This is a genomic window from Robertmurraya sp. FSL R5-0851 (assembly GCF_038002965.1).
In the GTDB taxonomy this organism is placed as follows: domain Bacteria; phylum Bacillota; class Bacilli; order Bacillales; family Cytobacillaceae; genus Robertmurraya_A; species Robertmurraya_A beringensis.
The window spans coordinates 2,599,799-2,617,248 of the sequence record NZ_JBBOOE010000001.1 but is presented as its reverse complement, the minus strand read 5'-3'; the positions used below and the strand labels follow the sequence as shown (position 1 = coordinate 2,617,248).

At 36.9% G+C, this 17,450-nt stretch carries 23 protein-coding genes and 1 pseudogene; 21 read left to right on the top strand and 3 right to left on the bottom strand.

Going from position 1 to position 17,450, the window contains the following annotated elements:
- The first annotated feature begins 122 nt into the window (after positions 1 to 122).
- The 5 genes from MKX65_RS13385 (at position 123) to MKX65_RS13365 (ending at position 4,203) form a co-directional block, all read left to right on the top strand.
- Positions 123 to 1,001 carry a putative bifunctional diguanylate cyclase/phosphodiesterase gene (locus tag MKX65_RS13385; RefSeq protein WP_340903985.1) on the top strand — a complete coding sequence of 293 codons (879 nt, stop codon included), beginning with the start codon at positions 123 to 125 and terminating at the stop codon, positions 999 to 1,001.
- A gap of 101 nt (positions 1,002 to 1,102) precedes the next feature.
- Positions 1,103 to 1,729 (top strand): DUF3267 domain-containing protein, encoded by a 627-nt coding sequence (locus MKX65_RS13380; RefSeq protein ID WP_340903984.1) that lies wholly within the window; start codon positions 1,103 to 1,105, stop codon positions 1,727 to 1,729.
- Complete coding sequence (locus tag MKX65_RS13375) at positions 1,722 to 2,201, top strand: GNAT family N-acetyltransferase (protein WP_340903983.1); 480 nt, start codon at positions 1,722 to 1,724, stop codon at positions 2,199 to 2,201. The genes MKX65_RS13380 and MKX65_RS13375 overlap by 8 nt, the downstream gene beginning before the upstream one ends.
- Complete coding sequence (locus MKX65_RS13370; protein ID WP_340903982.1) at positions 2,185 to 3,804, top strand: ABC1 kinase family protein; 1,620 nt, start codon at positions 2,185 to 2,187, stop codon at positions 3,802 to 3,804. Before MKX65_RS13375 ends, MKX65_RS13370 begins: the two co-directional genes overlap by 17 nt.
- Before the next feature lie 66 nt (positions 3,805 to 3,870).
- Positions 3,871 to 4,203, top strand: a complete 333-nt coding sequence (locus tag MKX65_RS13365) for a PTS sugar transporter subunit IIB (RefSeq protein ID WP_340903981.1) — start codon at positions 3,871 to 3,873, stop codon at positions 4,201 to 4,203.
- Between the two features lie 58 nt (positions 4,204 to 4,261).
- Here MKX65_RS13365 and MKX65_RS13360 read toward each other — a convergent pair whose 3' ends face one another.
- Positions 4,262 to 4,942: a hypothetical protein gene (locus MKX65_RS13360; RefSeq protein WP_160546859.1), complete on the bottom strand. Its 681-nt coding sequence runs from the start codon at positions 4,940 to 4,942 to the stop codon at positions 4,262 to 4,264.
- Between the two features lie 80 nt (positions 4,943 to 5,022).
- Positions 5,023 to 5,214 carry a DUF5370 family protein gene (locus MKX65_RS13355; protein WP_160546858.1) on the bottom strand — a complete coding sequence of 64 codons (192 nt, stop codon included), beginning with the start codon at positions 5,212 to 5,214 and terminating at the stop codon, positions 5,023 to 5,025.
- Between the two features lie 106 nt (positions 5,215 to 5,320).
- On the opposite strand from MKX65_RS13355, the gene MKX65_RS13350 reads away from it, so the two are divergent.
- The 5 genes and pseudogenes from MKX65_RS13350 to MKX65_RS13330 form a co-directional block, all read left to right on the top strand.
- A complete protein-coding gene (locus MKX65_RS13350) occupies positions 5,321 to 5,527 on the top strand; it encodes a hypothetical protein (protein ID WP_340903980.1) in 207 nt (68 codons plus the stop codon).
- Positions 5,527 to 5,733 carry a hypothetical protein gene (locus MKX65_RS13345; protein WP_340903979.1) on the top strand — a complete coding sequence of 69 codons (207 nt, stop codon included), beginning with the start codon at positions 5,527 to 5,529 and terminating at the stop codon, positions 5,731 to 5,733. The genes MKX65_RS13350 and MKX65_RS13345 overlap by 1 nt, the downstream gene beginning before the upstream one ends.
- A gap of 18 nt (positions 5,734 to 5,751) precedes the next feature.
- Positions 5,752 to 6,498: a hypothetical protein gene (locus MKX65_RS13340; protein WP_340903978.1), complete on the top strand. Its 747-nt coding sequence runs from the start codon at positions 5,752 to 5,754 to the stop codon at positions 6,496 to 6,498.
- A gap of 323 nt (positions 6,499 to 6,821) precedes the next feature.
- Positions 6,822 to 7,148 carry an MGMT family protein gene (locus MKX65_RS13335; protein ID WP_160546856.1) on the top strand — a complete coding sequence of 109 codons (327 nt, stop codon included), beginning with the start codon at positions 6,822 to 6,824 and terminating at the stop codon, positions 7,146 to 7,148.
- Between the two features lie 13 nt (positions 7,149 to 7,161).
- A pseudogene (locus tag MKX65_RS13330) lies at positions 7,162 to 7,326 on the top strand (S4 domain-containing protein); the annotation flags it as partial.
- A 160-nt stretch (positions 7,327 to 7,486) separates the two neighbouring features.
- On the opposite strand, the gene MKX65_RS13325 reads toward MKX65_RS13330, so the two are convergent.
- Complete coding sequence (locus MKX65_RS13325) at positions 7,487 to 9,100, bottom strand: ATP-binding protein (protein ID WP_340903977.1); 1,614 nt, start codon at positions 9,098 to 9,100, stop codon at positions 7,487 to 7,489.
- Between the two features lie 186 nt (positions 9,101 to 9,286).
- Between MKX65_RS13325 and MKX65_RS13320 the strand changes: the two genes are divergently transcribed.
- The 11 genes from MKX65_RS13320 (at position 9,287) to MKX65_RS13270 (ending at position 17,402) form a co-directional block, all read left to right on the top strand.
- A complete protein-coding gene (locus MKX65_RS13320) occupies positions 9,287 to 9,820 on the top strand; it encodes a hypothetical protein (RefSeq protein ID WP_340903976.1) in 534 nt (177 codons plus the stop codon).
- Positions 9,821 to 9,929: 109 nt separating this feature from the next.
- A complete protein-coding gene (locus tag MKX65_RS13315; protein ID WP_340903975.1) occupies positions 9,930 to 11,096 on the top strand; it encodes a TraB/GumN family protein in 1,167 nt (388 codons plus the stop codon).
- Positions 11,097 to 11,289: 193 nt separating this feature from the next.
- The gene (locus MKX65_RS13310; protein WP_340903974.1) at positions 11,290 to 11,697 is read left to right on the top strand and encodes a His/Gly/Thr/Pro-type tRNA ligase C-terminal domain-containing protein; all 408 of its coding nucleotides are present in this window, start codon (positions 11,290 to 11,292) and stop codon (positions 11,695 to 11,697) included.
- Complete coding sequence (locus MKX65_RS13305) at positions 11,694 to 12,146, top strand: GNAT family N-acetyltransferase (protein WP_340903972.1); 453 nt, start codon at positions 11,694 to 11,696, stop codon at positions 12,144 to 12,146. The genes MKX65_RS13310 and MKX65_RS13305 overlap by 4 nt, the downstream gene beginning before the upstream one ends.
- Positions 12,147 to 12,168: 22 nt before the next feature.
- On the top strand, positions 12,169 to 12,462 hold the full coding sequence (locus MKX65_RS13300) for an antibiotic biosynthesis monooxygenase family protein (protein ID WP_160546850.1): 294 nt from the start codon (positions 12,169 to 12,171) through the stop codon (positions 12,460 to 12,462).
- 652 nt (positions 12,463 to 13,114) lie between these two features.
- Positions 13,115 to 13,933, top strand: coding sequence for an SRPBCC domain-containing protein (locus MKX65_RS13295; RefSeq protein ID WP_340903970.1), 819 nt, complete (start codon positions 13,115 to 13,117; stop codon positions 13,931 to 13,933).
- A 117-nt stretch (positions 13,934 to 14,050) separates the two neighbouring features.
- On the top strand, positions 14,051 to 14,398 hold the full coding sequence (locus MKX65_RS13290; RefSeq protein ID WP_340903969.1) for an ATPase: 348 nt from the start codon (positions 14,051 to 14,053) through the stop codon (positions 14,396 to 14,398).
- A gap of 103 nt (positions 14,399 to 14,501) precedes the next feature.
- Positions 14,502 to 14,579 (top strand): YjcZ family sporulation protein, encoded by a 78-nt coding sequence (locus MKX65_RS13285; RefSeq protein WP_160546877.1) that lies wholly within the window; start codon positions 14,502 to 14,504, stop codon positions 14,577 to 14,579.
- A 153-nt stretch (positions 14,580 to 14,732) separates the two neighbouring features.
- Entirely contained in the window at positions 14,733 to 15,752 is a 1,020-nt protein-coding gene (locus MKX65_RS13280; RefSeq protein ID WP_340903968.1) for an ROK family transcriptional regulator, read from the top strand.
- Between the two features lie 24 nt (positions 15,753 to 15,776).
- The gene (locus tag MKX65_RS13275) at positions 15,777 to 16,997 is read left to right on the top strand and encodes an MFS transporter (protein WP_340903966.1); all 1,221 of its coding nucleotides are present in this window, start codon (positions 15,777 to 15,779) and stop codon (positions 16,995 to 16,997) included.
- A 24-nt stretch (positions 16,998 to 17,021) separates the two neighbouring features.
- Positions 17,022 to 17,402, top strand: coding sequence for a VOC family protein (locus tag MKX65_RS13270; RefSeq protein ID WP_340903964.1), 381 nt, complete (start codon positions 17,022 to 17,024; stop codon positions 17,400 to 17,402).
- The last annotated feature ends 48 nt before the right edge of the window (positions 17,403 to 17,450 follow it).

Genomic DNA, 17,450 nt, shown 5'->3' with positions numbered 1-17,450 from the left:
GGTCCTAGTTTCAAGGAAACTAGTAAAAAGAAAATTGTCTGAACCACCTAAGCGGTTTGGGAAAGCTCCCACCTTATTATTTGTTTTATTATCATTGGTCCTTTTGGTTTTCGGATATATACTTGATAGTACTTTACGGGAAAAATGCGAATTTAACTAAGATACATGTTCCTCCAGTAAATGACATAAGAGTCATGGTATATAATAGTAAGCTTCTTACAGAATCCAATGAAAAGAGAGACATTGAGCTAGAGCTTCACCATGCTGTCATTGCCGAACAATTCGAAGTGTTTTATCAACCTCAGCTTTCCTTAATTTCCGGGAAACCTATTGGGATGGAAGCTCTCATTCGATGGAATCACCCAACGAAAGGGATTATTTCTCCATTGAAGTTTATACAGCTAGCGGAGGAATTACATTTAATTAATCAAATTGGGTTATGGGTATTGAAAAAGGCTTGTACGCAAACGGTAGAGATAAATGAGTTGTTTGGCCTTGATTTACGGGTGTCTGTTAACTTATCCTCGGTACAACTTCAGCATCCTCGACTTTTGCAGGATATTAAAGAAATACTTAAAGAAACGGGATTGGAACCGAGGTTATTAGACTTAGAAATCACGGAAGGAAGCCTGTTTAATTTTGAAAAATCAAGTCAGATACTTGAAGATATTAAGAATTTAGGGATTCATATTAGCTTAGATGATTTCGGAGCAGGATATAGCTCACTAAGTTACTTAAAGAAATTAAGTATTCATCGTCTAAAAATCGATCGGATATTTCTATTAAATATACCGAAAGAAGAAGATACCCTCATGACATCAATTGTTACACTTGGTCATAACCTGAATCTAAAAGTACTGGCTGAAGGAGCAGAAACGTTAGAACAGGTGAATTTTCTAAAAACAATAGAGTGTGATGAAGTACAAGGTTATTATTTTGCAAAGCCTCTACCTTATTCTGAGTTTACCGCTTATCTTGATAAATACTTAAATATAGACTAACACGCGATTAAACAGGAGAATCGCGTGTTTTTTAATTAGAAAAATGAAACCAACATACCAGTGGTTTCGTATTACATTATCAAAAGTAAAGGAGGGTATAGATGAAAATCAGTCGAAAATACCCAATTTTTGATGAATCTGTCGAGAGAGAGTTACTTACCAAAAGCTGGATTGCTCTACGAGAACCGAAAAATGTATGGAGTTCTATTTTACTTTCATTGCCGTTTATGTTTTTAAATGGTTGGATAACGATTTCGATTGTGAATCTACTTTCTCCTTTAACTTTAAAGGAATTCGGAATATCAGATAACGGTGTAGAAATAAACTTCAACTTAATTTATGTTGGAGCTCTATGGCTCTTGGTTGTGATCCATGAGATATTACATTTAGTTTTTATTCCTAATTTTCATAAGTCGAAAATAACATATATAGGACTTAGTTGGTTTGGCGGTTTTGTAATCACAGAAGAGAAAATGAGTAAAATTAGGTTTCTTATCATCTCGATTGCTCCTTATTTGCTCCTCTCCATCCTATTACCATTGGTGCTAGGTTGGTTAGGTCTTTTATCAACTCCTGTTAAAATACTAGTGCTACTAAATTCATTGGCCTCTTCAGTTGATATACTCGTTTTCTTTCTAGTCTTATTTCAAGTACCTAAGCACGCTGTAATTGTAAACGGTGGTCCCAGAACATATTGGAAGTTATTGGAGGAGCTTAAAAATGTTTGAGGTTCGTAAAATAAACAATCTTTCTCAAGTAGATATCAATGCTTTGATATCAGAGAGTAAAAAAGAGGGGTTCAATTTTGTAAAAAGGTTAGTTAATGACTATGAAACTGGTGACAACCGTTTTTCTCTATCTGGTGAAGCGCTATATGGTGTTTTTGCTTTAAATGGAGGACTTGTGGCAATAGGTGGACTAAATCAAGACCCCTTTTCAAAGCAACCTAGCATTGGAAGGCTGCGAAGGTTTTATGTAAGAAAAAGATATAGAAGGATGGGGGTAGGGAAATTATTATTAGAATTAATCCTCTCTAAAGCTGCTCCACATTTTCATGTCATTGTTTTACATACAGACACAATGGAAGCAGATCGATTTTATCTAAGTTTTGGATTTCAAACGGGAGAGTATTTCCCAAATAGTACTCATTTTTTACTCTTAAAGGGAAACGAGAGGATCGGGAATGAAAGTTCAAAGTAAGTTCATTCGCATGACAAAGGTGTTGTCTCTAGCATTTACTATATTTCTAGAAATCTACTGGTACAAGCTACGAAGAAAGCCTGAATCAGAGTGGGAAAAGCTTTGGGGGAAGATTGGTGAGCGGTTTCGGAAAACCCTGTTCGAATTAGAAGGTTTATTGATTAAAATTGGTCAAATATTAAGTATTCGTTCAGATTTACTTCCACATGGATTTATCAAACAAATGGAGGACCTGACTGATCATGTACCGCCGTCAAAATGGGAGGATATAGAGAAAATCCTTGAAAAAGAATGGGGAGGCTCTATTTACCAGCATATTGAATCTATTGAAAAAGAGGCGATCGCATCTGCCTCTATCGGAGAAGTGTACCAAGCATTGTTAAAGAATGGAACAAAGGTGGCTGTAAAAGTTCAGCGTCCAAACATACAATCTATCGTTCAAATCGATTTTCGGACACTAGGAATGATCATTTGGTTCGCTGACCATTTTGTCCCGGTACCGAAAGGATTTATTAATTTTCAAATGTTATATAAGGAACTAAGAGAAGTGATTGAAAGGGAGCTAGACTTTGCAAAAGAGTTAGAGGCCCTACAATCATTTTCCAACCGATTTAGTGATCATGATACAGTTAAAATACCAAATGTATTTCCGGAGCTCTGTACGAAAAAGGTGCTTGTCATGGAATGGGTAGAAGCAATAAAACTGACCGATGTCGAAGGGTTAAAACAGGTAGAAATCAGTCGTAAAGAAATCGCTCAAAAACTCATTGAACTCTTCCTGCCACAATGGTTAGAACCAGGTTATTTTCACGCAGATCCTCATCCGGGAAATGTGATGATTAGTCAGGAAGGAAAAATTATTTTATTAGATTTTGGAATGGTAGGACAAATCAGTAAAAGAGATGCCTCTTATTTTCAAGCACTTATTGAGGCATTCTTAGCCAAGAATTACAAAAAGGCAGTAGAGTGTTTGGCACAATTAGGATTTTTACTGCCAGATGCGGATACTCAAGTAATGGAGAGGCTTTTATCTGAGCTCTTGTCCTTTCAAATGAGCGAGTTGAAAAATATGGACCTACTTGCTTTAAAGTTAGAAATGAACGACATAATTCAAGCCCTTCCCATTCAGGTACCTACAAGATTCGTGTTTTTAGCACGGTCTGTTGGAACAATAGAGGGGATTCTTCGAAACGTGGCTCCAGAAGAAGAACCACTAGATCTTGGGAAACCAGTGTTTATGGATTGGCTTAGGAACCAAAGTAATAAATGGACCTTTATCTGGCAGTGGCTTCAATCACAACCGATCTTTAAAGTACTTCACTCAGCCAATGAATTTCTTCAAACACCACAAAAGCTCGAGCGATTAAAGGAAACCGAACAAAGACGAAAGTTCCTATTTATTACTCAAGAAAATCATAAAAAGCAAATGTTTCAGCTTTTGTTAGTTGGATTAATGGGTGTAGGGTTTGGGTTGTATGTAATGAACCCTTTCATTTGGAAAATAGGAGTGGGAATATCAGCAGCTTCCTTTGTAGCCTATTTAGGTGCTAGCTATAAGCAAAAAAAATGGATGAAATACATGCCGGAGAAGAAGAGGGTATAAATATCAGGGAGTGCGCTAAATCGGTAATATCACTTAATATTATAAAAAGAAAGAGGCTTATTAACAATGAAACATATTCTTTTATGCTGTGGTGGGGGATTTTCCTCAAGTTTATTGGTTACAAAAATGCAGGAAGTTGCGAAGCAATACGGAGAGGATGCCTATCATATTTGGGCAATTGGTGTAGGAGAAGTTGAGCGACATTTAGAACATTTACGAAAAGCAGATGTGTTACTTGTGGCTCCACAGGTACGCTATTTACTTCCTGACTTTCAAAAATTAGCCAAAAAAGAGGGATTGCAGTTACCGATAGATATGATTCAACCCATGCACTACGGAACTTGTAATGGCCAAGCCGTTTTAACGTTTGCAGATGAATTAATAAATAAAAAAATATAAGCAAGAACCGGTTGAGCTAAAAAATAGATCACTCAAATCGAGTGATCTAGCTGGCTGCTTACCGGTCATAGTTAAAGTCGCTTAAAGAATCCATATGGCTCGCGATCATGGCAATAATCGTACTAGCTTCCTCTTTAGAGAAGATAAAATTGGTTTCGTCTTTTATTAATTCGTCGTCATCTGTCCAAATTCTGTTCACTCTGCGAAGAACACCGTCCCCTGTCTCTTGGACAATACCGAACTGGTAGGAAACTTCAATTTCATCTTCGTACATAAAGGCCGTCACTTCAGGTGTCTCCCACTCGACATCAACTTGTTCTAGTATATCATCGCTTTCATCTTCATCGTCCATAAGAACATAATCAACTTCAACATCGTCATTTTCGTCGTCGTCCACTTCGTAGTAATCATCATCATCGAAATCATCATCATTCATAAAGTCATGCAAACTTTCATGGACCGCATCGATTATGTCCTCGATATCAGCAAGGATTGTTTTTGACGTTTGCCCAAGCTCTACATCAATGGAATCAATATAGAACTCTTCGTTATGTGGATCGAAATAAAGGGTACAGAAATACTCTCGATCATCGTCTTCTGTTTCTACGTAAAACTCCATTCGTGGATGTTTTGCACCACGATCAACAGACATATGACCTACTTGATCATACTTATCACAAATAGACTCTAGATGATCCTGCAATTCGCCACTTACTCGGTCAAACCATTCTAAAGACATAGAAAATCCCTCCCTTTCAAGGTTATCGTTCATATTATTTCCTACTTTTTCATTTAGGTACGTACCATAAAAAACCAATATTAAATATGGTGGCTTTCACAATAGATATCGACGATCTTTTCTATTTCATCGTGGTTCGGAAAATTCCCGTGAAAATCAAAGGTAATTTCTTCTTTGAAATCACCATGATGATACACTTGAATCGAACCCTTTTGTTTAATCACACTAAATTCGGTCTCAAACGTCCAGCCATTTCTTTGAATTGCTCCCAAACTTTATTCCCTCCTATGCCTTTTAACAATAGTATTTACCTAACAAAATATTTTCGTACATAGTTCTGATTCTTTAAAGCATCCTATCATTAGGAGGTGTGTGACCGTGGAACCAAGAAAACCTGGAAGCGATAAACTACCTGATTTTGAACAATTAGATGATCGTGTAATCGCCAAACATACAGAAGCACCCATGTTAGTTATTAAAACAAATTTAGATCCAGAGGATTCTACAGTGGATAATCCTTATTATAAAAATAAAGACTTAACAGATACGAAAGAATTTACAGATTACTTTGAGGAGAAAAAGTAATGTACACAAACACTTCTTCTAAATTGGGAGAAGTGTTTTTTTATGTAAAGAAGGACTATTACACGTTTGAAACAGAGACAAACTCAATATTTGTGTTATTTTTATGGAAATATGTAACATTTATAAAAAAAGTCCCGTCTACCTTAATAGTGAAAACAGATACAGCAAACAACATAGCAGCGGATCAACCACCCATTTATTGTTAGGAAAGGGTGCAAGGCGGAATGTTAAAAACAAGAATATTATTACTAATCGGGATCGGACTATTTATGGTGTTGCTATTTCTAACACCAAGTTTCTTACCTCCAAAAGCTGTCCCGGTATTGGATCTTTCTGCAAAGGCAGAGGAAAAGGTAACAAAAGAAGTTAAAGAAAAAAAGAAAATCACAAGTGTTCAATGGAAAGGAAATATATATCTAGACCTTGAAACACATTATTATCATTTTTCTACCACCAAAAAAGGCACAATTCATGTAACTTGGGGACCGAATACAGATGGTTCAGATTTTATCATTACTGATCAAAATTGGGGATCCATGTATGGTAATGGAGATGTATTACCTGCAGGTGACTACATGTTTGTTGTCACTTCCAATCCTATCGAATCACAGGAAGATCCGTCACTTCTTACTTACGAATTTACGCTTAAAGGCCTTTTGTTCAAGGAAGCACCAATTACTACGCTTCCTCAATTAACAATCGAGAGTCCTGTTAATTTGGTAACACTTCTACCAAAAGGCGATCATACCATCACTTTTAAAGGTCGTACAGATGCAGATTTCTTACTATTTGGTGCTTCTGGATTTGGGGATGAAGTGACGGAATCCTTAACTAGTTCATTTGAAAAGCAACTTGTATTCAATGAAAAAAGTCCAGCCTATAATTTTTATAGAATAACAGCTACCAATGAAGCGGGTAATGCTGTTAATCGATATTTTGAAGTATTGTATGAGGGTGGCATAAGAGAATAACAGGGTCACATTCGAGCTGAAATAGACGGAGAAATTCCGCTTAATTAATAATTATTATTAAAAATAGCTTACAATAGACGGAGAAATACCTCCTATTGGCTTTGAAATTTCGAAAAGGGGAGATTTTGCTTTGCATAAGCGGAAAATCTTCCCTTATTTACCCCGAAACGAGGGTCCATTCTGCATCTAACGGAAAAATCTCCGCTTATTCAGTACGTATTTTAAGCAAAGCATCTCAAAGTGGAACCCTTTACTATTTTTGTCCTCAGCTTTTATTATTTGAGAATGTTATAATTTAATAGACGGAAAGAAAGGATATTCACATGCAGCCATTTACAGAGCAAGTAGTAATGATAATAAAAAATATTCCTGAAGGAAAAGTAATGACCTATGGGCAAATTGCCAGACTTGCCGGTAGTCCAAGAGCTGCTCGTCAAGTGGTTCGTATCCTTCACTCGATGAGTAAAAAGTATGGTTTGCCTTGGCATCGGGTCATAAACACAAAAGGGCAACTCTCGATCCAGGATGATTCTTCGTATCAAGAACAAATCTTATCTTTACAAAGCGAGGGTGTAAAAGTAAGCGAAAAAGGACAGGTTTGCTTAGATATATTTCAGTGGAAGCCAAAAGGGAAAGAGAGTAGCAATTAGTTGTTGCTAGTTCTCTGAAGCAAGACGAATGATAGAGAACAAGGGTGTTAGAGTAAATGGAGGAAAAATAGAAGATATCCATTTTCATTTAACCCTTTCTGACGGCTTGATTATTCAAGTCGGTAAACGAAAGTTCGTCCAAATACAATTAAACAATCTTGGTACAGTATTTGTATAGTGAATTTTCAGAGTACTATGCTGTGCAAGAAATAAGATAGTATTGGTGGGGGACAAGGAATTGCAATGGTGGTAGAGCAAGGATGATGCAATTAGGGACTGGTAGAGTGTAAAATGTAAAATGAACAGCAGCTTCCGTTAGTCGTGGAGCTGCTGTTTTATTATGGCTTTTTATGAATGGGGAGTTCTATTACAAATGTGGTCCCTGAATTTTCCATGCTTTTGGCAGTCATATGACCATTGTGATTTTCAATAATTTTCAGTGAAACCGATAGGCCCAAACCGGTCCCCATATCCTTCGTTGAAAAAAATGGCTCGAAAATATTTGTCAGAATGGAGCTAGGAATCCCTTTTCCATTATCACTGAACTTTATTTGAATATACTCATCTTCTACATTAGTACAGATTCTTACTTCTAGTGGAATATCACTTTCTGCCTGTAAAGAATTTTGAAATAGATTAATAAATACCTGAAGCAACTCTTCACGATTGCATAAGATAAATAGATTCTCCGTATGTGATGGTATATGAAAATCCAGATTTACGTTGTGCAGCAAAGCTTCACTTTTAAGGAAATTCCATAAATAGTCTGTAAAGAAATGCTTTATTTGCATGCGTTCAAACGCTTTTTCGGAAGGCTTTGCAATACTTAGAAAATCTGTAATAATTTTATTCGCACGATCAATTTCCGGAATGAGTAGATTCGAAAATAATTGACCGGTATCACTCCCCACCTCTTTTTCAAGGAATTGGAGGTACCCACGTACAGTTGTTAGAGGATTCCTTATTTCATGCGCGATACCAGCCGCGATACCAGCCGCGATACGCCCCGCTAATACTTGTTTTTCTGCCGTCTTTATCTTTTCCTCCATAAAAAAGCGATCGGTCATGTCACGTAGTTGTCCGTACGCTCCGATAACCTTGTCACCCTCATAAATCGGTTGTGCATCGAAAAGACAAATAATTTGGTCTCCAATAGTACTTTGAAAAATGACTTCTTTACTATCATAAATTTCATGCAAAGTAAGAACCTTTTTAAAATAGTTTCCTATTATAGGAAGTTCATTAATACTTGTAAAAGAATGTTGAAAGATTTCCTTAACAAAATCAGTAAATTCTAAAATGATCCCATTTGCATTTGTAATAATGATTCCGTTTCTGGCTCCATTTAGCAATACTTGATTAAAGATATTAAGCTTACGATTTTGTTTTCTTAAAAGCAATTCTCTCTCAATAGAATCGACTAATTGGTTAAGCATTGGCAAAAATAAAGGATTGTGAAAAGCAACAGGGACCATTATATTTACACTACCTAATAGATTATCCTCATCTTTGTAATGAAAAGGTGCGCCATAGCAAGCCATTTCATGAAGAAAGGTGTGGTAATGGTCCTTTCCTACTAACTGAACGGGATGCTTGTGTTCTAATGCCAGACTAACTACATTCGTTCCTGTATCTTCTTGTCTAAATAAACTTCCCAAGTGAATACCAAATTGATCAATAGTAGACTTAATGAGGTCGTCACCTGCGAGGTCTAATAGGTAACCTTCTGCATCTGAAATAGCTATAAAAATAGGAGTTTCTTGTAAAGTAAGAATCAGTTTTTCGGAAAAGAAACGAACAACTGACAGTATTTCTCTATACGCTTCTTGTCTTTTTTGAACATCTAATTTGGATAAAGTTACTCTGGGACGAACGATCTCATTTGGCTTCATCCCAATTTCTTTACACTTCAGCTTTGAAAGTGTGACATAATGCGGTTCCTTTTCATTCATTGAATAGCACCTCAAAAATAATAAATGCAAATTGTATTATAACATGGAATATGTATCTTTTATCCAAGTGTTTTACCCTTGGGGAAAAACATAAAGAAGATGGGGGTAATTAATAAAGTTATCGAAACTTTTTCTAAGCCTCTTCGTAAATGATTTTAAGCAAGATTATTAAAAAGGAGGGCTAGGGTGAAAACTCATAAGAACTTGTTTTTATTTGTCTTTGGTATCTTTATCTTATCTATTTTTTCAGTGTTCACCTATTACATTAAAAATGGTGAATTTGTAAAGTGGAGCCATTCTTGGGTAACGAAAGATAATGAAATATTCTTCGAACAAAAAACACCCATTTACTTAGGCTATTCCTTGGATTGGAACGGGATAGGAAAACCAGTGATAAAAGATATTCTTTTTCTTAAAGAAGATGGTACGGATATAAAAGAAGAGAAAGATCAAATAGAAATCATCCCATTCATTATAGATGAGGATTTTGGTTCCATGTTTTACGAAGTTGATGCCACTGAAGAGGGAGTTGTGGAACGGCTTCGTCCAGTCGAAAATTATAAAGTAACAAATGAAAAACTAGAGATTGTATTAAAGGTGCAACTGAAAGATAACAATTGGGACGAAGACATTGCTAAAATGGTAATTGAATATAAAAACCTAGGGATTCGTCGAAAGCAAACGATTCATTTTGATGGCATTATTGATAAAGATAGCTAAGGTAAAAGGCGCAATTGATGATGCGTTCATGATATAATGGACAAAAAATATAGACATCATTATTAGGTTAGTAGACAAATCATGTGATGGTTTTTAAAGGAAGGTATCTATGGTAGAAGATAACATAACAAGGATTCATCTAGATGGAAAAGAATACATACTTATTGGGACTGCCCATGTGTCGAAGCATAGTGCTGAGCAGGTGAAAGAGGTTATTGAAGCTGAGAAACCTGATGCTGTGTGTGTAGAGTTGGATAAGCAAAGATACCAATCGATTACGGAAGGTAACAAGTGGAAGGAAATGGATATAATTCAAGTGATTAAGGAAAAGAAAGCCTCCTTATTACTGATGAATTTGGCGATTTCTTCCTTTCAAAATCGAATGGCCAATCAGTTTGGCATTAAAGCAGGGCAGGAAATGATACAAGGAATTGAATCAGCGAAGGAATCGGGCGCAACACTTGTACTCGCCGATCGGAATATTCAAATTACCTTTGCTAGAATTTGGGGTGGCATTGGCCTTAAAGGAAAAGCGCTTCTTTTAAGCCAAGTGATCGCAGGTATTTTTAGCAAGGAAAGTATTACGGAAGAAGAATTGGAAAAAATGAAAAGTCAGGATACGCTTCAAGCGATCCTTAATGAATTTACGGAAACCTTTCCGCGATTAAAGAAACCTCTGATTGACGAACGAGACCAATATCTTGCACAAAAAATAAAAGAGGCTCCTGGAGAAAAAATTGTTGCCGTACTTGGAGCAGCACATGTACCAGGTATCAAGGAAGAAATTAAAAAAGAACAGGACTTAGCAAAGCTAACCTCTGTTCCCCCTAAATCAAAATGGCCAAAAATCATTGGCTGGAGTATTCCAGTAATGATCTTAGCAATCATTGCGTATACGTTTATTGCAAACCCGCAAGCAGGGTTATCCCAAACATTCAGCTGGATTTTGTGGCACGGTGGATTATCCGCATTAGGAGCAGCAATTGCACTCGGTCATCCATTGACGGTTTTAACAGCCTTTTTGGCAGCACCGATTACTTCCTTAAACCCAGTTCTGGCAGCAGGCTGGTTTGCCGGACTTGCCCAAGCTTATGTCAGACGCCCAAGTGTTAAGGATTTTGAAACGTTGTCTGAAGACGTGTTTAGTGTAAAAGGATTCTGGAAAAACAAAGTTAGCCGAATCTTATTAATTGTTGTATTATCAAATCTTGGAAGTACACTTGGAACAGTTATTGGTGGAGCAGACGTTATTCGAGTATTTTTCGAGAACTTATAATGTAAGAAGATGAAGACCAAAGAGGTCCTCATCTTTTTTATTATTTAGGGCGGAGCTATTGAAGGGTTTAGCTCCTTGGATATCCAGAAATTAGTGAGTTGGGGGAACTAAATCAGCATTTAGAGTCTGTGATTTCCAGAAATTAGTGAGTTGGGGGAACTAAATCAGCATTTACAATAACGCAATTGGTGGATTGCTTGGAACAGATCAGAAGTTTTCAACCGTAGGAATTTCATTTGGGTTGGATGTAATCTATACAGCGATTAGCGCAATCAAGAAGATGAACCAGGAGGAATCTAGTATCGATTATTATATTATTCCAATTAACTCTGAAATAGAGTCATTAAAAGTGGCGGAGCAGCTTAGGGAAAGGGGTTATAACGTAGAAATGGAATTAGGAAAAAAGAAACTTGGGAAGTTGATGGAAAAAGCAAACAAAGAACGTTTTCCAAGTGTCAGTATCATAGGAGAAGAGGAAATAAAATTGAATCAAATTAAAATAAAAGAGATAAAATCAGGTCAGGAAAGAACAGACCATTTTAAAATAAAATTATGGTGTATAATGGAAAGTATCACGACAGCAGGTGAGAAATATATATGAAAATACGAAAGCTTAATACGGGGGAATCAGTGCCATTCGATTTGTTACTTCAAGCTGATCCTTCTCCAAAAATAGTAGAAGAGTATATCAATAGGGGGGATTGCTATATAGCAGAAGATTCCAAAATAATCGTTGGCGTGTACGTAATACTCCCTACTAGACCTGAAACCGTTGAACTAGTAAATCTGTCCGTTTTAGAGAGTAAACAAGGAAAAGGGCTCGGTAAAAAGCTTATTTTGCACGCCATTCAGATAGCGAAGGATCGAGGATTTCAACGAATAGAAATTGGTACCGGTAATTCCAGCATTGGACAGCTGGCTCTTTATCAAAAATGTGGCTTTCGGATTGTGGGAGTAGACATCGACTTTTTTAATAAGCACTACCCCGAGGAAATCTACGAAAATGGTATCCATTGTAGAGATATGATTCGACTATCAAGAAACTTGTAAGAAAAGAAAGGGGAAGTTTTTTATGATATTAGAAGCGGTAATGCTTCAGGTAAGAGAGGGTCTTGAAGAGGAATACGAGGAGGCATTTCGACAAGCATCCGGGATTATTTCGAGTATGAGAGGCTATCTTTCACATGAGTTACAGCGCTGCTTAGAAGTAAAGGGCAAGTATTTATTACTTGTGAAATGGGACACACTAGAGGACCACACAATTGGATTTCGTGGGTCAGCAGAGTACCAGGAGTGGAAACTATTATTACACCGTTTTTATGACCCGTTTCCTACAGTAGAGCATTTTAGTAAGGTTGAACTTTAAGTCTGAGATATTTTATGAGGATCCTATTAGAACTGGTGCGAATCGTATTATTGTTCGGTTTTCTAGGGAGCTTATTTTGGACGCTATTTACACTTATTCATGAGTATCTAGAAATAAATTTAGCTAATAAAGAGTGGATGCTTTTTCTTTCCATTTTTATTCTCTTTTTTGTTTTATATCGGAATAGATGGCAGTTTAGTGGATGGTATAATGGGAAGGGGAGAGAAAAGCTTCCCAAAAAAGTTACGAATGTATTAGTTTTTTGTGCATGTTTACTTCTCATTTTAGTTCCTTTTTTAAACATGAAATAGGTCCAGATAAACGATTAGGGGGTTGCACTGGCAATCCTATTTTACTTTCTGTTTGAGACATTGTAATTCATAAATTTAATTATATGATTGGAAAGTGATTTACGTTTTTGTGCCTTTATTGGTTTTAGAGCGGGGTGGGCAGTTTGAATTTTATTTACATTGCTTCTTCAGTAGGAGAGCTATTTATGGAAATATCTTTAATAAGACATGGAAGATCAAAATGGGTACGACTTTATAGGAATAATAAAGGATTAGCTGATTTGATATTAAGCTCTTCCTTTTTAATAATTAATATGTTACCATTTAGTCACATATAATAAGTGACCATAAGGTAACATGATATGTTTAAAACGAATCTGGAAAGGATCATTATGATGGAGGATGAACCTTCGGCTCTTTTTAAAGCACTGGGCCACCCGATCCGAAGACGCATTCTTGATATATTGAAACAATCGCCCCAAACGACGGGAGAACTAAATGATTTTTTCCCCGAAGTATCAAGATATGCAATAATGAAGCATTTATCAGCCTTGCAAGAAGGCAACTTAGTAATTGTTCGACGAGAAGGGAAGTACAGGTTTAATTATCTAAATGTCATTCCATTAGAGGAAATGAACAAAAGATGGGTTGGGAAATATATGAAGAAGGATGCCCAATCACTACTGAATTTAAAATCAGTAGCTGAACAAACAGGAGGAGAACTAGAAATGGATCAATCAAAACAAGCACGAGTGTTCCGTATTGAGCAAGAAGTAGTCATAAACGCACCACGGGAAAAGGTTTTTAAAGCGTTAACCGAGAAGGCAGAAGACTGGTGGGAATTTCGGTTAGCTCCAAAAGGTGTGCCGTCAACCTTTTCTTTTGACCCTGTACCAGGAGGACAATTTATTGAAAAATGGGGCGAAAATGATGGAGCAGTATGGGGAAATGTGTATTATGTAAATGCTCCAGAGGAAATTCGACTACATGGTCATTTAGGCATGCGTGGGGCTGTTAATAGTGCATATACCTATCGATTGATTGAAAAAGAAGGCGTTACAACCCTTCAATTATCTCATACAGCTTCAGGCATTCTTGAAGAAGAATGGGAGGAATCACATACTCATGGATGGAAGCATCTTCTTGGCACGTTATTAAAAAAATATGTTGAAGAACAATAGCTGATCCAATCTCAACTGGAGGAACATAATCATGGTAGACGTGTTTACTGAAATCATCATAAATCGTCCGTTAGAAAAAGTAACAACGTATGCATCCAATCCGGAAAATGCTCTAGAATGGTATGTAATATACAGTCGGCCGAATGGAAAACTGAAAAAACGATACAGAAAGGATCTCAAATTGCATTTAAAGCAAATTTTCTTGGACGAGAACTTGCTTATGTATACGAGATTACTGAATTCCAACCAGGGAAGAAGTTAGTCATGAAGACTTCTTCTGGTCCGTTTCCAATGGAGACTATCTATACATGGGAGGAAATTGAAAGGGATGTTACTCGTATGACTCTTCGAAATAGGGGAATTCCCACTGGCTTCTCTAAACTTTTCTCTCCTTTTATGTCCACGATGATGAAGAAAGCAAATATAAAGGATTTGAAAAAGATAAAAGCCATTCTGGAGGATTAAGGATAGGGAATATTTTCCAGTATTGATGAGTAGGCATTCGCCCTTCCGATTTCTTTCTGTCATCATAGGATAGTATGGTAACGCTTTAGGGAGGTGTTTATGAATGTATAACAATAGTTTTGCGTTAATCGTTGTACTATTCATCTTGTTAATTATTGTTGGTTCTGCGTTTGTTGCCTAAATGGCATAAATATGTAAAAGAGTCAGCCTTAACTGGTTGACTCTTTTTGATTTTAAAAAAAATTTGTTATTGTGTGCACGTTTTTAGTGTGCTATTGTATTTTTGTAACTTATTAAAGATGTTTAATAAGTGTCTTGAAACGGTGGTGAAGTGATGAGTGATTTAATTGCAACTCCGAAATCAATGAAAAATGTCATCTTAAAGGGAATTCGAACGGGATTACTTGAACTAGGGAGTGCAACAAAAGTTGAATTAAGTAATAAATTAGGAATTAGTTTTCCTACGATTAGCAAGTTTCTCACGCAAATGGAAAAGGATGGAGAACTGTTGGTGGTTGGCCTTGATGATTCGAGTGGAGGAAGAAGGGCTAAACGCTATTCATACAATCCAGAGTATATGTTGGGCTTGGCAATATTTTTAGAAAGTAATGAAACTCACTATACCGTTTTTAATTGTTTGGGTGAGGTAAAGAAGCAAGGGAACACGTCAAGCGTATTAAAGAATAACGATTTAAGTCTGTTAACAAAGCGTATACAGGACATCATTGCGGAGTATCCAGGAATATCTTCCATTGCGATTGGCGTACCTGGGTCGGTCGATAATGGTCGTATATTTTACATACCTGATTATGACCATTTGCAGAATTTTGATTTAAAAGGATATTATGAAAATCTTTTTTCTATCCCTGTTGTAGTGGAAAACGATATGAATGCAGCCGTACTTGGCTACTTTAAATCGCTCGGGCATACGGACAATCAGTCTCTCGTATACTTGTATTTTGGCCATAATGGTCCAGGGGCTGGTGTTTTAATTAATGGAGATGTAGTGCGTGGACGTTCCTTTTTCTCAGGTGAGGTATCCTTTGTTCCTCAGTACGAAAAACAAAACTTCTTTCAAGCCTTGGAAAATCGATCGGCATTTCTTGATGATCATTCATTGGATGCGGTAAGTAGGTTAGTAGCTACATTTGTTGCAATAATAAACCCTCATATGGTTATTTTTTGTCATGGTGAAGTGAATGAAAAGGTTCTTGAAAAGATTAAAAAACAAAGTTCGATCTATGTTCCGTGTGAGCATCTTCCTGAACTAACCGAAAGTAATTGGAAACAAGACTATTTGTTAGGATTACAGAATTTAGGGCTAGAGCTCATGATCACAAAAACAAATATATAAACAGACATGAGAGGAGAACTTCTAATGGCAACATTTTTCTTAGTGATCATTTATTTGGCTTTTATCAGCTTAGGTTTACCAGATTCTTTATTAGGGGTTACATGGCCATTAATGCGATCAGAATATGGAGCACCAATGGAAATGGCTGGCTGGTTATTTATGACGATTGCAGGTGCCACGATTGTTTCGAGTCTATTTACAGGGAAAGTTCTTAATAGGTTCGGTACTGGTAAGGTGACTTTTATTAGCTGTCTCTTGACGGCTGTAGCCATACTTGGATTTAATTTTGCACCATCAATCATATGGTTGTTTTTTTGTGCCATCCCACTTGGATTAGGAGCAGGTTGCGTGGATGCTGCTTTAAACAATTATGTGGCTGCCCACTATAAGGCACACCACATGAGTTGGCTTCACTGCTTTTGGGGAGTAGGCGCTACACTTGGACCAATTATTATGTCTTCATTTCTGACAGGAGATCAATCGTGGAGAAGTGGATATTTTGCCATTGCTGGTCTTCAGTTTGGATTAGTCGTCATTCTTTTCTTAACCTTGCCGTTATGGGAAAAGGTAGCTAGTAAATCGACCAACAAACTTAACACAGAAATAGATGCTTCTATCAGCCATACTACCAAAAATGAAAAGCCTATTAGAATTAAGGGAGTAAAGTTAGCCATGGCTACATTTTTATTTTATTGTGGTGCTGAAGCGGGAATAGGTCTTTGGGGAAGTAGTTATTTGGTAAACGTAAAGGATTTGTCAGTTGGTGTAGCGGCTCAGTGGGTTTCTTTGTATTATGGAGGCATTACGATAGGCAGGTTCTTGACCGGCTTTATTACGCTAAAGGTGCATAACAAAACGTTAATTCGCTCAGGCCAGCTTACAGCGCTTGCTGGTACGATCCTTTTGCTATTACCTCTACCTTCAATCTTTTCTCTGGTAGGTTTAATATTAATTGGTTTAGGTTTGGCACCCATTTTCCCTTGTATGTTACATGAAACTCCAACACGCTTTGGAAAAGAACATTCACAGACGATCATGGGTTATCAAATGGCGCTTGCCTATACGGGAAGTACCTTTTTACCACCATTACTAGGATTGGTGGCTGCTCAAACAACGATTGGAATATTCCCCTATGTGATCGTACTCTTTGCTTTTGGAATGTTTTTGGCTTCTGAAAGGTTAAATAGAATCATGGTCGAAAGGAAGACCTTATTGAAAAGAAATACTGAATCACCTGCCATATGACCCAAGAGGGAGGAGTAGAGAGATATGAAAATTGAGCATATAGCCATTTGGGTAAAAGATTTAGAAAAGATGAAAGCTTTTTATGAAAGATACTTTAACGGAAAATCAAATGAAAAGTATCATAATGTGAAAAAAGGCTTTGAATCTTATTTTATCCAATACGAAAGTGGAGCGCGTTTAGAGATAATGCGCAAAATAGGTGTGGATAAAGAAGATCGTGCTGACAGAATTGGTTGGGCACATGTCGCTTTTTCTCTTGGCAGTAGAGAAAAGGTCAATGAACTTACGGGAAAACTTCAAGAAGATGGGTATGTGCTCGTAGATGGGCCTCGTTTAACGGGTGATGGTTATTATGAAAGTGTTATAAAAGACCCTGAAGGGAATCTTATTGAACTAACCGTATAAACCATAAGTAAAGGCTACCTTTCTGAACTGCACCCCAATTGTTAGACA